4 protein-coding genes are annotated in these 14,271 nt (G+C 72.1%); all 4 read left to right on the forward strand.

Annotated features, from left to right (window positions below; all coding sequences use genetic code 11):
* Positions 1 to 22 precede the first annotated feature (22 nt).
* The 4 genes from ACZ6I3_RS37770 to ACZ6I3_RS37785 all read left to right on the forward strand — a co-directional run bounded on the left by ACZ6I3_RS37770 (position 23) and on the right by ACZ6I3_RS37785 (position 14,257).
* Positions 23 to 2,176, forward strand: coding sequence for a glycoside hydrolase family 127 protein (locus ACZ6I3_RS37770; protein WP_469420863.1), 2,154 nt, complete (start codon positions 23 to 25; stop codon positions 2,174 to 2,176).
* 290 nt (positions 2,177 to 2,466) lie between these two features.
* Positions 2,467 to 3,729 (forward strand): MFS transporter, encoded by a 1,263-nt coding sequence (locus ACZ6I3_RS37775; protein ID WP_469420864.1) that lies wholly within the window; start codon positions 2,467 to 2,469, stop codon positions 3,727 to 3,729.
* Positions 3,729 to 7,016: a type I polyketide synthase gene (locus ACZ6I3_RS37780; protein ID WP_469420865.1), complete on the forward strand. Its 3,288-nt coding sequence runs from the start codon at positions 3,729 to 3,731 to the stop codon at positions 7,014 to 7,016. Before ACZ6I3_RS37775 ends, ACZ6I3_RS37780 begins: the two co-directional genes overlap by 1 nt.
* Positions 7,013 to 14,257: a MupA/Atu3671 family FMN-dependent luciferase-like monooxygenase gene (locus tag ACZ6I3_RS37785; RefSeq protein WP_469420866.1), complete on the forward strand. Its 7,245-nt coding sequence runs from the start codon at positions 7,013 to 7,015 to the stop codon at positions 14,255 to 14,257. The genes ACZ6I3_RS37780 and ACZ6I3_RS37785 overlap by 4 nt, the downstream gene beginning before the upstream one ends.
* The last annotated feature ends 14 nt before the right edge of the window (positions 14,258 to 14,271 follow it).

Here is a 14,271-nt window from a genome sequence, read left to right on the forward strand (position 1 = left end):
CCCACGACGATCGGAGTGCGCCATGTTCCAGCCACCCACCCGACGCCGCGTGCTGAGCCTGACCGCCGGCGCCGCGGCCACAGCGACCCCGCTCATCGCCTCCGGCCCACCGGCCCAGGCCGCCCCCGCCGGCTCCACAGCCGAGGCCGCCGCGCGAGCGCTGCCCGCCCCGCCGACCTGGGCGGTGCGGCCTTTCGGCCTGGATCAGGTCACCCTCGGCGGGGGCGTCTTCCGGGCCAAGCGCGACCTGATGCTCGACTACGCCCGCGCCTACCCGGCCGACCGTGTCCTGGCCGTCTTCCGCGCGAACGCCGGCCTCGACACGCGCGGCGCACGGCCGCCGGGCGGCTGGGAAACCGCAGACGGCAACCTGCGCGGCCACTACGGCGGCCACTTCCTCACCCTCATCGCGCAGGCGTACGCCGACACCCGCGAGGCCGCCCTCAAGACCAAGCTCGACTACCTGATCACGGCCCTCGGCGAGTGCCAGCAGGCCCTCGCCGAACACGGCGACCCGAAACCCAGCCACCCCGGCTACCTGGCTGCCTACCCGGAGACGCAGTTCATCCTCCTGGAGAGCTACACGACCTACCCCACCATCTGGGCGCCGTACTACACCTGTCACAAGATCATGCGCGGCCTCCTGGACGCCCACACCCTGGCCGGCAACCAGCAGGCGCTGACCATCGCCGCGAAGATGGGCGACTGGGTGCACAGCCGTCTGGGCCGGCTGCCGAAGGCACAGCTGGAACGCATGTGGTCGATCTACATCGCCGGTGAGTACGGCGGCATGAACGAGGTCATGACGGACCTGTACGCCCTCACCGGCCGGCCGGAACACCTCGCCGCCGCCCGCTGCTTCGACAACACCGCACTGCTCACCGCCTGCGCGGAGAACCGCGACGTCCTGGAGGGCAAGCACGCCAACCAGCACATCCCGCAGTTCACCGGCTACCTCCGCCTGTTCGACCACACGGGCGAGGAGACCTACGCCGCGGCGGCCCGCAACTTCTGGGGCATGGTCGAGGGTTCCCGCACCTACGCCCTGGGCGGCACCGGCCAGGGCGAGATGTTCCGCGCCCGCGGCGCCATCGCGGCCACCCTCGACGACAAGAACGCCGAGACCTGCGCCACGTACAACATGCTCAAGCTGAGCCGGCAGCTCTTCTTCCACGAGCCGGACCCCGCCTACATGGACTACTACGAGCGGGGCCTGACCAACCACATCCTCGCCTCCCGCCGGGACACACCCAGCACCGACAGCCCCGAGGTCACCTACTTCGTCGGCATGGGCCCGGGCGTACGACGCGGCTACGGCAACACCGGCACCTGCTGCGGCGGCACCGGCATGGAGAACCACACCAAGTACCAGGACTCCGTCTACTTCCGCTCCGCCGACGGCAACACCCTGTACGTCAACCTGTACCTGGCCTCCACCCTGCGCTGGCCGGAGCGCGGCCTGGTCATCGAGCAGACGAGCGACTACCCGGCCGAGGGCGTACGCACCCTGACCTTCCGCGAGGGCGGCGGCCGGTTCGCCGTCAAGCTCCGCATCCCGTCCTGGGCCACGACAGGTGTCACGGTCACGGTCAACGGAACCCCGCACCGGGCGAAAGCAGTGCCCGGCACCTACCTCACCCTGGACAGAGACTGGCGCCGAGGTGACCGCGTCCGCCTCTCGACGCCCTACCGGCTGCACATCGAACGAGCCCTGGACGACCGGACCGTCCAAGCCCTCTTCTACGGCCCGCTCCTCCTCACGGCCCAAAGCCCGGAGCAGCAATTCCGCACCTTCTCCTTCTACAAGGACTTCACGCTCCGCGGCGATCTGGCCGACACGATCAAACCCGCCTCCCGCCCTCTGCACTTCACCACGCACAACCTCACCCTCGCCCCCTTCCACCTGGGCAACGACGCGCCCTACCACGCCTACTTCAAGCGCTCCGAACCCGTCATCGCGTTCGGCACCGCCGACTCGGGCGTCCCCAACCGCGCCCGCCCCGAAGGCGAGAGCTTCCTCGATGCCCTGTGGCAACAGGCCCCCTTCCCGTCCTCCGCCTCCTTCGTACGTGCCGTACGCACCCTTGCGGACCGCTGGGTGGCCGAGAACCTGTTCACCCGCACCGAACGCGAACGCGTCGTCGCGGCCGCGAACAACGCGGACCTGAGGCGCTGAACGCTCCGAAATCGCCAAATTCGGACCGGAAGTCGTCTGGACCACTTCCGAGTCTTGAACGCGCCTGTCCGGATCTGCTTGGGTGTCGACTCAATAGCCGCCATCCGGTGGCGTATTGGGGGGAATGGTTTCTGTGCTGGGCCGGCAGCAGGGCATGAACACGCCATACGACGGGCGACCTCACCGGCCCCTTCCGTCCGCCTGGATCCCGCACCGCCACTGAGCGGGCGGGCCAGGCGATCCCGGTCTCACACCCTTCACACCCCTTGATGCAGACCTGAGGAAGGTGCATGAAGTACTTCCGTCTGCTCGTTCTGGGCAACGGCATCTCGGCATACGGCAGTTACCTGAACATGGTGGCGCTGAACGTCTTTGTCTACGACGCCACCGGCAGCGCGCTGGCCGCCGGCCTCTTCATGGCCGTACGCCTGGCGACCAGTGTCGTGTCGGGCTGGGTGAGCGGCCGGCTCGTCTCGGCCTACGACCGCAAGCGTCTGATGGTCGGCGCCGACCTGTGCCAGGCCATGGCCCTGCTGTCGCTGCTGCTCGCCCCCGACGGGATACGCCCCGGACTGCTGTACGTCCTGGCCGTGGTCACGGGCGGCTGCTCGACGCTCTCCCAGGTGGCCCTGCGCAGCAGCATCCCCGAGATCGTCGGCGCGGAACACCGCGTCCGGGCCAACGGGCTGCTGGTGACCGGACGTTCGCTCGCCATGATCGCCGGTTTCGCGTCGTCGGGCGTGGTCGTGGCGCAACTCGGCTACTCCGCGGCGTTCGCCCTGGACGCCGCGACCTTCCTGGTCTCCGCGACCATGCTCTTCCTGCTGCCCGTCCGCACCAGGTCCGCCACCGCCCCCGCGGGCACCGCCTCGGCGAAGGACTCCGGCGCCGCGCGCTGGACGGCCCGGATGCTGCTCGGCACCGCACCCGTACTCATGGCGATGGTCGCCATCAGGGCGGTCGACGGACTGGGCTCCTCGTCCCACAACGTCGCCCTCCCCATCTACTCCAGCGGCCTGGACCCCGACCATCCGGCCACGTTCATCAGCCAGTTCTGGGCCACCTGGGCCATCGGCAACATCGTCGCCCAGCAGGTCATCGGCCGGGTCACCAAGAGATCCGGACAGACCCCGGGGGAGCGGGCGTTCGCGCTCGGCGCCTGTGTGATGTCGGCCGGGTTCATCGTGGTCTTCAGCGGGCTGCCGACCGTGCCCGCCGTCATCGCCGCGCTCGTCGCCGGAGCCGCCGACGGGTTCACCGAGATCGTCTACGTGTCGAGGCTGCAGACCGCCCCCGACGAGCAGCGCGGCCGTCTCTTCGGGCTCACCGCCTCGGTGGAGAACTTCGGGTTCGGGCTCGGCATGCTCGTCAGCGGCGCGCTCCTGGAGGCCTTCTCGCCGCTGCAGGTGGTGGGCGCCTTCCACGGCCTCGCGATCGTCCTGTGCCTGATCCTGCTCGGCTGGCTCCTGCGCCGGGGCAGGAGAGCCCCCGACCCGCCCGCGGAGGAACCGGCCGGCCATGACCAGCCGACGGTGACGGAGGGACGCGGCTGATGAGCACCAGCGAACCCGACCTGCGGATGGCCGTCATCGGCATGGCCTTCCGGCTGCCCGGCGCCGACACGCCCGAGGACTTCTGGCGGATCATCCGGGACGGCACGGACCGCATCACCCGCTTCACCGACGAGGAACTCGCCGCCGCCGGTGTGCCCGCCGAGGAGTACGAGGCGGAGGACTTCGTCGGCGCCTCCGGGCTCCTCGACGACATCGCCGGCTTCGACGCCCAGCACTTCGCGATGAGCCCCCGCGAGGCCCAGCTCACCGACCCGCAGCACCGCATGTTCCTGGAATGCGCCCAGCACGCCCTGGAGAACGCCGGCTACCCGGGCGAACGGGACGGCACCCGCGTCGGCGTCTGGGCCAGCACCGGCTACCACCTCTACACGATGCAGAACTACCTGCTCAACAACGTCCTGCCCAGCGGGCCGGTGCCCGACTGGACCTCGGGCATGCAGGTCACCGTCGGCAACTACGCCGACTTCACCGCCACCCGGGTCGCCTACCGGCTGGGCCTGACCGGACCCGCCGTCAACGTCCAGACGGGCTGCTCCAGTTCCCTGGTCGGCGTGCAGTCGGCGGCTCAGTCGCTGCTGATGGGCGACTGCGACATCGCCCTCGTCGGCGCCACCGCCGTCCATGTGCCGCAGGTCCTGGGCTACCGCTACGTCAAGGGCTCGATCCTGTCCCGGTCCGGCCGCCTGCGCGCCTTCGACGCCGGCGCCGACGGCACCGTGGGAGGCACAGGCGTCCTGGCCGTGGTCCTGAAGCGCCTGGCACGGGCGGAGGCCGACGGCGACACCATCCACGGCGTCGTCCGCGGCTGGGGCATCAGCAACGACGGCGCGGACAAGAAGGCGTTCACCGCCCCGAGCGCCCGGGGCCAGCGCGCGGCCGTCCGACAGGCCCTGGCACGCGCCGGCGTCGGCGCCGACACCATCGGCTACCTGGAGACCCACGGCACCGGCACGCTCAAGGGCGACCCGATCGAGTTCGACGGCGCCGCGAGCGCCTACCGCGAGGACACCGACCGCGAGGGCTACTGCGCCCTGGGCTCGACCAAGGCCAACATCGGCCACCTCGACGCCGCCTCCGGACTGGCCGGCCTCGTCAAGGCCCTGCTGGTCCTGCGCCACGGTGTCATCCCGCCGATGGCGAACTTCAGCGAACCCAACCCCCTCATCGACTTCGACCACAGCCCCTTCTACGTCCCCCGGGCCGCCAGGCCCTGGCCGGAAAACGACGTACCCCGCCGCGCGGGCCTCACCTCACTCGGCGTCGGCGGCACCAACGTCCATCTGATCCTGGAACAGGCCCCCGAGCCGGCACCCAGGACCGGCGACCCCGCGCCGCCGGATGTGCTGCTGGTCTCGGGGAGCAGCCGGGAGGCCCTCGCGGACAACGCCCGCGCCTTCCGCGACCGGTTACGTCAGCCGCCCGCACCGCACCTGGCGGACCTCGTCACCACCGCCGCCCTCGGCCGCGCCCACGGACGTCACCGCCTCGCGGTCCGAGGCTCCACCCCGGCAGCCCTGGCCGAGTCCCTCGACGCCTGGCTGACCGGAACCGCCCCAGCGGCGGTCACCACGGGGACGGCAGCCGGGGAGGGCACCCCGCGCGTGGCGTTCCAGTTCACCGGGCAGGGCAGCCAGTACCCCGGAATGGCCGACGCCCTCTACGCGCGTTACCCCGCGGTACGCGAAGTGCTCGACAGCTGCGAGCAGCACTACCGCGACCTCACCGGCGACTCATTGCTCGACGTACTCCGCACGGCGGAGCCGGCGGCCGTACCGGAGGAAGGGCCGGTCGGGGGCACGGACACCGCGCAGCCCGCCCTGTTCGCCCTGCAGTGCGCCCTCGTCCGGCTGTGGCGCGACGCCGGCGTCGAACCGCACGCCGTGACCGGGCACAGCGTCGGGGAGTACGCCGCGCTGTACGCGGCCGGAGCCCTGTCCCTGCGGGACGGGCTGCGCCTCACCACCGAACGAGGCCGGCTGATGCAGCAGCGCTGCGCACCGGGCGCGATGGTCGCGGCGCCGATCGACCGGGCGGCCGCCCTCGCCCTGGCCGCCGAGGTTCCCCGACTGGAGCCGGCCGTGAGCAACGGAGACCGGACCCAGGTGCTCGCCGGGCCCGTCGCCGCCGTCGACCGGGCGTGCGCGCTGCTGGACGAACGCGGCACACCGGGGCAGCGGCTGCCGGTGACCCGTGCCTTCCACACCGCCTTGATGGAACCGATGCTGGCGGAGTTCGAGAAGGTCCTCGACGACCTGGACTTCCGGCCGGTGCGCATCCCCTTCGTCAGCGCCCTGGACGGTGCGACCCGCCCGCCCGGCTGGATCCCCGGCACGGACTACTTCCTGCGCCATACCCGCGAGCCCGTCCGCTACGACGAGGCGTTGCGCGGCATCGGCACCGAGTCGCCCGGCGTCCTGCTCGAGATAGGGCCGCACACCACGCTCAGCGGCCTGGCCCGCCGGGCGCTGCCCGACGTACCGGCGCTGCCGTCCCTGCGGCGCGGCACCGGACTCGGCTCCCTCTGGGGTGCGGCGGCGGGACTGCACTGCGCCGGAGCGGACGTCGGCTGGGACGCGCTCCTGGCGGGCAGCGGTGGCAGACGCGTCCCACTGCCCGGATACCGATTCCAGCACCAGGACCACTGGACGGGGCAGCGGTCGACGCCCCCGAATACGAGAACAGCAGCGAGAAAGGGAACCGAAGTGGTGCAGCAAGAGGCAGCGGTCGCACGGGTACTCCAGAGCGTCGTCGAGGCGACCGCCCGGCACCTCGGCGGGGATCCGTCGGCGATCGTCGGCGACGCGAACTTCTTCGACCTCGGCGCCGACTCGCTGCAGATGATCAGTGTGCTGCGGGAGCTGGAGCAGGCGCATCACGTCAAGGTGACGATGAGACAGCTGCTCGAGGAGACGGGCACGCCGCGTCGGCTGGCGGAGTTCATCGTCGCCCACATGCCGGACCCGACCGGAACAGCGCCGGCCGAATCCCCGGTCCTGAGCGCCGAGCCGGCACCGCCTGTGGCACCGGCACCGGCACCGGCAGCACCCACCCCCGTCGCACCGGCACCCGCACCCACTCCGGACCCCGCCCCCGCCGGCACGGCCCCCGCTCCCGAGTACGCGACCCGCGAGGAGCTGGAGGACCTCGCCCACAAGATCCAGCAGATGTCCCGGATACAGCTGCAGATGATGTCCCAGCTCTCCCAGCTGCTCGCCCTCCAGACCGCCTCGGTGACGGACCGGCTCAACGGCAAGGTGGCCAAGTGACCGGGCTGAACGGCATCTCCGCGGCGCTGGACCAGGACCTGGCGGCGATGACCGAACTGTCGCAGCGCATCGCCGAGCAGATGGGCGGACCCGCGGCTCCGGCCCCGCGGCCGCCGCGGGTCCACGGCCCCCGAGTGACGGTCGCGAAAACCTCCGGCATGGTCCAGGAGGTCTCGCCGCACACCCAGCAGGAGCACCTGACCGACCTCGTACGCCGCTACACCGCCAGGACGCCGACCTCCAAGCGGATCGCCCAGCGTTACCGTCGCGTCCTGGCCGACAGCCGCGCCGTCGTCGGCTTCCGCAGCGGCACGAAGGAGATGCTGTACCCCATCGCCGGCCGCCGGGCGAGCGGGGCACGGCTCGAGGACGTCGACGGCAACGAGTACGTCGACATCACCATGGGCTTCGGCGTCCTGCTCTTCGGCCACGAACCCGGCTTCGTCACCGAGGCCGTGCGCGAGCACCTGTCCCGGGGCATCCAGCTCGGCCCCCGCACCATCGAGACCGGCGAGGCGGCGGAACTCCTCGCCGACCTCACGGGGCTGGAGCGGGTGGCCTTCGCCAACTCCGGCACGGAGGCCAACTCGGCGGCCATCCGCCTCGCCCGCGCCGCCACCGGCCGCGACAAGATCGTCTCGTTCCTGGGCGCCTACCACGGCCACGCCGACAACGTCCTGGGCCGGTCCTCCCACAGCGGCGCCGACCAGATCACCGTGCCCGTCTCCCGGGGCATCCCGCAGGCCGCCGTCTCCGATCTGCTGGTCCTCGACTACGGCAGCGAGGCCGCCCTGGAGGCGATCGCCCGGAACGCCGGCGACATCGCAGCGGTCGTCGTGGAGCCGGTGCAGAGCAGGCACCCCGAACTCCAGCCGGTCGAGTTCGTGCGCAGGCTCCGGGAGCTGACCAGCCGCCACGGCATCGTGCTGCTCTTCGACGAGATGCTCACCGGCTTCCGCCCCGCCCCGCGCGGCGCCCAGGAGCTGTACGGCGTGACCCCGGACCTCGCCACCTACGGCAAGCTCCTCGGCGGCGGCTTCCCCATCGGCGCCATCGCGGGCCGCGCCGACATCATGGACGGCGTCGACGGCGGCTACTGGTCCTACGGCGACGACAGCTACCCGCCCGCCGACACCACCTTCTTCGGCGGTACGTACATCCAGCACCCGGTGTCGATGGTCGCCGCCCGCGCCGTACTGACCCACCTCAAGGAGCACAGCCCGCGCCTCCAGGAGCGCCTCAACGCGCGCACCGCCGAACTGGCCGCGACGCTGAACGGCTTCTTCGAGGCGGAGGAGTACCCGCTGCGGATGAGCCACTTCGGCTCCCAGTTCCGCTTCGAGCACCGCGCCGACATGGAGCTGCTCTACCACCATCTGATGCTGCGCGGCGTGCACGTGTGGGAGTGGCGCAACTTCTTCCTGTCCACCGCCCACTCGGACGGCGACATCGAGTTCATCGCCGACGCCGTACGGGAATCGCTGCGCGAGCTGCGGTCGGCGGGCTTCTTCCCGGGGACGCGGCCCGTGGCGCCGAGGGCGGCTCCGCCGAAGACGGCACCGGTCTCGCCCACACCGGCCTCTACCCCGGCGGCCCCGGTGGCTGCCATGGCCTGGAACGCCGCAGCGGTCACCGCGCCGGCACCCGCGAAGGAAGCCGCCCCGCGCACACCCGACTTCAGCGTCTACTTCTTCGGCGACTACCCCCAGGACACCTCGGCACCCCGCCAGGGCCAGTACGAACTCCTCATGGACGTCGCCCGGTTCGCCGACCGGCACGGCTTCCACTCGCTGTGGATGCCCGAACGGCACTTCCACTCCTTCGGCGGCCTCTTCCCCAACCCGGCGGTGCTCGCCGCCGCGCTGTCCCGCGAGACCGAACGCGTCCGGCTCAACGCGGGCTCCGTCGTCCTGCCCCTCCACGACCCCATCCGGGTCGCCGAGGAGTGGTCCATGGTCGACAACCTCTCCCAAGGGCGCGTCGGCATCGGAGTCGCCAGCGGCTGGAGCGCAAACGACTTCGTCTTCTTCCCGGACCGCTTCGGCCGGCACAAGGAGCTGATGTACGAACAGCTCGAAGAGGTCCGGAAATTCTGGCGCGGCGACGCCGTGCGCCGGACCGGCGGGGACGGCGAGGCCGAGGTACGGCTCTTCCCCCGGCCGGTGCAGGACGCCCCGCCCCTGTACACCGCGGTGGTCGGCAACCCCGCCTCGTACGAACTCGCCGCCCGGCACGACCTGGGCATCGTCACCAACCTGATGACCCAGACCGTCGAACAGCTCCGGGACAACATCGCCCTCTACCGGCGCACCCGGGCCGCACACGGCCTGGACCCGGACGCCGGGCGCGTGGCCGTCCTGCTGCACACCTACCTCGCGGACGACCACGACACCGCGCGGACCGAGGCGTACGAACCCCTGTCCCGCTACATGCGCGCGTCCCTGTCCGTGTTCAGCGGCGTCACCAACAGCCTCGGGCACAGCATCGACCTGGCCGACCTCAGCGAGGACGACCTCGATGCCGTGTTCCGCCGCGCCTACGGCCGTTACTGCGACCAGCGCGCCCTGATCGGCACCGCGGACAGCGTGCGGCCGGTGGTGGACGCGGTGACCGCGGCCGGCGTCGACGAGATCGTCGCCCTCGTGGACTTCGGGGTCGCGGAGGACGCGCTGCGCGGGGGGCTGCCGCACCTGGACGCCCTGCGGCGCCGCCACCGGGAACCGGCGCCCTCCGCTCCCCGTGACGCGCCGTTGTCGCCCGGCCAGGAACGGATCTGGTTCCTGGAGCGGCTCCTTCCGGGGCGTACCGCCTACAACGAGGTCAAGGCCATCCGCCTCGACGGCCCACTCGACGTACCCGCACTGCACGCGGCGCTGCGCGGACTCGTCGCCCGTCACGAGGGGCTGCGTACCGTCTTCCTCGAAGCCGGAGGGGAGCCCCGGCAGGCCGTGCGGACGTCCGCCGAGCCCGACTTCGAGATCGTGGACGGCGCGCTCCAGGACGTCCTCGCGGCCGAGAGCGCACGCCGCTTCGACCTGGCGGACGGCCCGCTGTTCGTCACCCGGCTGGTCAGGCTCGCCGAGGCGGAGCACGTCCTCGTGCTGTCCCTGCACCACATCGTGGTCGACGCGGCCTCCGCCACCGTTCTCGCCCGCGACCTGTCCGCCCTCTACCGCGCCGAACGCGACTCCACCACCCCCGGCCTCCCGGAACTCACCTGGAGCTACGCCGACCACGCCCGGGAACTGGCGGCGTCCGCGAACAGCCCCGAGGCCGAGGAGGACCTGGCCTACTGGCGCCGCACCCTCGGCGGCGAGCTGCCCGTCCTGGCCCTGCCGACCGACCGGCCGCGCCCCGCGACGATGACCTCCAACGGCCGGGCGGTCTTCCACACCCTCGACCCGGAACTCTCCCGTCGCCTGCGCGAGTTGAGCCGCACGAGCCGCAGCACCCTGTTCATGACCCTGCTCGCCGGATACGCGACGATGCTGCACCGGATCACCGGACAGACGGACATCGTGGTCGGCACCCCGATCTCGGACCGTCCCGAGCGGGCCGAGCACCTGCTCGGCTTCTTCGTGAACACCCTGGCGCTGCGCCTCGACCTGTCCGGGGACCCCGCGTTCTCCGGGCTGCTGGAGCGCGTGCGCACGGCCGCCCTCGACGCCTACGACCACGCGCGGGTGCCCTTCGAGACGGTGGTGCGCGAACTCGCCCCGACCAGGGCGGTCGACCGGACCCCGGTGTTCCAGGCCTTCGCCGAGTTCCAGCGCGCCGAACCGTTCCGCTTCGACCTGCCGGGCATCGAGGCCACCCCCCTGGACGCCGGCCCGGACAAGTCCCTCACGGACCTCACCGTCTACTTCACCGACCAGCCGCACGGCATCCGCTGCCATCTGGAGTACAACACCGACCTGTTCGACCAGCACACCGTCGACCGGTTCTTCGCCACCTTCCAGGACCTGCTCACGGCGGCGGTCGACACCCCCGAGGCACCCCTGTCACGGCTCGCCGCCACCGCCGTCGGCCCAGCGGCCGAGGGCGACCCCGTACCGCGGTCCTGGCAGCACGGACCCTCCCGCCCGTCGGCGGACACCACCGTCCACGCCCTCGTCGCCCGGCAGGCAGCCGCGCAGCCGAACAGCACGGCGGTGCTCAGCGGAGACTCCCGGCTGACCTACCGCGAACTGGACGACCGCGCCGAGCAGTTGGCTTCCGCCCTGCGAGCGCGGAACGCGACGGCCGACGGCACGGCGGGGACGGTGGCCCTGTGGCTGCCGCGCTCCGCCGACCTCGTCGTCGCCATGCTCGCCGTGCTGAAGACGGGCCGCGCCTACGTCCCGCTCGACCCCTCCCTCGGCCGGGCACGTGCCGAACAGGTCATCGCCGAGTGCGGGGCAGGGACGCTGGTGTCGACGCGCGAGGAGGCGGAGGCCCTGAAGCTGCCCGGGCACGTCACCGTCGTACCGCCGGACGCGACCGCACCGCCCCGGCGTGACGTGGCGTCCACCTCCGACGACCGGTCCCCGTGCTGTGTCCTCTACACCTCGGGCAGTACCGGCACGCCCAAGGGCGTCGTGGTGGCACATCGCGGCGTCGTCGACCTGTGTGAATGGCAGCACCGGCGCTTCGCCTTCACCCGGGCGGACCGCAGCGCCGTCGTGTGCAGCCAGAGCTTCGACGCCTCGCTCCTGGAGATCTGGCCGGCGCTGACCGCGGGAGCGTCGGTCGTCATCGCCGACGAGGAACTGCGCAGGGATCCGCGGTCCCTGGCCCGCTGGTACGCCGAGCAGGCCATCACCTTCTCGATCCTGCCCACGGCCCTCGGCGAACAAGTGCTCCGCCTGCCCCCGGCCGACCAGCCGCCCCTGCGCCACCTGCTGCTCGGCGGCGATGTGCTGCGCACCCGGCCGCGGCCCGAGGCGCCGTACGAGACGGTGAACGTGTACGGCCCGACCGAGGTCACCGTGCTGTGCACCACGCACACCGTGCCCGCACAGGGCGAGGACCCCGCGGCCGCGATCGCGCTCGGGCGCCCGGTCGACAACGTGACGCTGAGCGTGCTCGACGCGGCCGGCACCCCGGTGCCCGTCGGCACGGTGGGGGAGTTGTATGTCGGCGGCCCCGGCGTGGCCCTCGGCTATCTGCACCGCGCCGAACTCACCGAGGAGCGCTTCCTTCCGGACCCGCACGGGGGCCCGGACGCCCGCCGGTACCGCACCGGCGACCTGGTCCGCTGGAGCGGTGACGGGACGCTGGAGTTCTGCGGCCGGGCCGACGACCAGGTGAAGATCCGGGGCTTCCGGGTCGAGCCGGAAGAGGTCTCCCGCGTGCTCAACGCCCTGGACGGAGTGCGCGAGGCGGCCGTGCTGGCCCGCCGCAACGACCGGGGCGAGGCCTACCTCGCGGCCTACGCAGTCCCCGCCGACCTGATCGGCACGGCGGCCGACGACCGGCAGGCGTTCGCCGACCTCGTGGCCGAGGAACTGGCGGCCCGGCTGCCGGAGTACCTGGTACCGCGCGCCTGGCGGGTCCTGCCGGACCTTCCCGTCACGGGCAACGGCAAGCTGGACCGAGCCGCGCTGCCGGCGCCCGACCTCGTCACCACGGCCCCGAGCCCCCGGCCGGGCACCACCGTCGGCGATGCCCCCGAGACCCGTCACCGCACGGACGTCGAGCGGTGCGTACGGCAGCTCTGGGCGGACGAGTTCGGCATCGACGCGGACGGCATCGCGGCCGACGCCTCGTTCTTCGACCTGGGCGGCCACTCGATCACCGCGATGCGGCTGGTCAACCAGGTCCGTGAGGAGTTCGGCACCGAGTACCCGATGCTGAGCTTCTACCAGGAGCCGACCCTGCGGGCCATGACGGCTCAACTAACCCTGGCGGCAGACGATATGACGTCGAGCCAGGGATCCGAACCCGACGAAGGACCCGGCTCGGTGGAACGCCGGGCACCCGCCACCGCCCAGCAGTCCCGGTTCGCCGCGGTACACGCCGAACACAGCCTGCCCCAGGTCTTCAACGTCGCCCTGCGGATCACCCTCTCCGGAGACCTGGACGCGGCCGCCCTGCGCACGGCCCTGACCGGCCTCGTCGAGCGGCACGAGGGACTGCGGACCCGCCTGGTCCCCAGCGGGGACGGCTGGGAACAGCAGGTGCTCCGGCCCGGTGCGGTGGAGCTGCCGATCGAGGACCTCACCGCACGGCCCGCCGGCGAGCGGCGGACAGCCCTGGACAAGGCCGCCACGGAAGCCACCGAGACACCGATCGACCCCGCCCACGACACACCGATGGCCGTGCGCCTCCTGCGCACCGGCGACAGCACCTGGGTCCTGCTCCTCGTCCTGCACCACTCCGCATGCGACGGCTGGTCCGTCAGCCTGCTGCTGAAGGAACTGGCCGCGCTCTACGGCGCTGCCGTGCGGGGCGAACCCCACACCCTGCCTCCCGTGGAGTGCCAGCCCGTGGAGTACGCCCACTGGCAGCAGGGCCAGGCGGACAAGGCCGCCGACGAACGCAGGCTGCGGTTCTGGCTGCGCGAACTCGACGGAGTGCCGTTCAACGTCGACCTGCCCCTGGACCGCCCGCGGCCCGAGAAGGCGAGCGGCCGGGGCGGTGCCGTGATGTTCACCGTGCCGGCCGAGGTGCGGACCGCCGTCGAACGCCTGGCACGACAGCGCGGCACGACGCCCTTCGTGGTCACGGCGGCGGCCCTGGGCCGGCTGCTCGCGCGGAAGTCCGGACAGAGCGACGTCGTGTTCAACGTCTCCTACGCCAACCGTGAACGCCGCGCGTTCGAATCCCTGCTGGCCTGCACGATCACCGGCTTCGCCCTGCCCGTGCGCGACGGAGCCGCCGGTTCCTTCGCCGGCCTCACGGACCGCATCGCCCGCACCGCGGTGGAATGCATGGACCGGGCGATGCCGGTACGCCTGATCGCCCCCGCGCTGCGGGAGCGCACGGGCGTGGCCGTGCCGGACCGGTTGGACGTCGGCTTCGCGTACCAGAGCTCCCTGGACGCGGAGATCGAACTGCCCGGGCTGACCACGGCCATCGAGGACCTCGCCCCCGCCGCGTCCCGCACGGAACTCACCTTCGGCCTCGTCCCGGCCGGGGACCAGCTCCAGGGCTTCGTGGAGTACTCGGCCGACCTCTGGGACCGCACCACCGTCGAGGGCTGGACCCGCGACTACGTCGCCCTCCTGCGTGACGAGACCGGCAGCGTGCTCGGGGACTGACCCCGGTCCGTGCC

The organism is Streptomyces sp. NPDC041940, from assembly GCF_055589465.1.

Bases quoted from the DNA above. Each gene is read 5' to 3' on its own strand.
- ACZ6I3_RS37770 (WP_469420863.1), top strand. From the start codon at position 23: ATGTTCCAGCCACCCACCCGACGCCGCGTGCTGAGCCTGACCGCCGGC.
- ACZ6I3_RS37775 (WP_469420864.1), top strand. From the start codon at position 2,467: ATGAAGTACTTCCGTCTGCTCGTTCTGGGCAACGGCATCTCGGCATAC.
- ACZ6I3_RS37780 (WP_469420865.1), top strand. From the start codon at position 3,729: ATGAGCACCAGCGAACCCGACCTGCGGATGGCCGTCATCGGCATGGCC.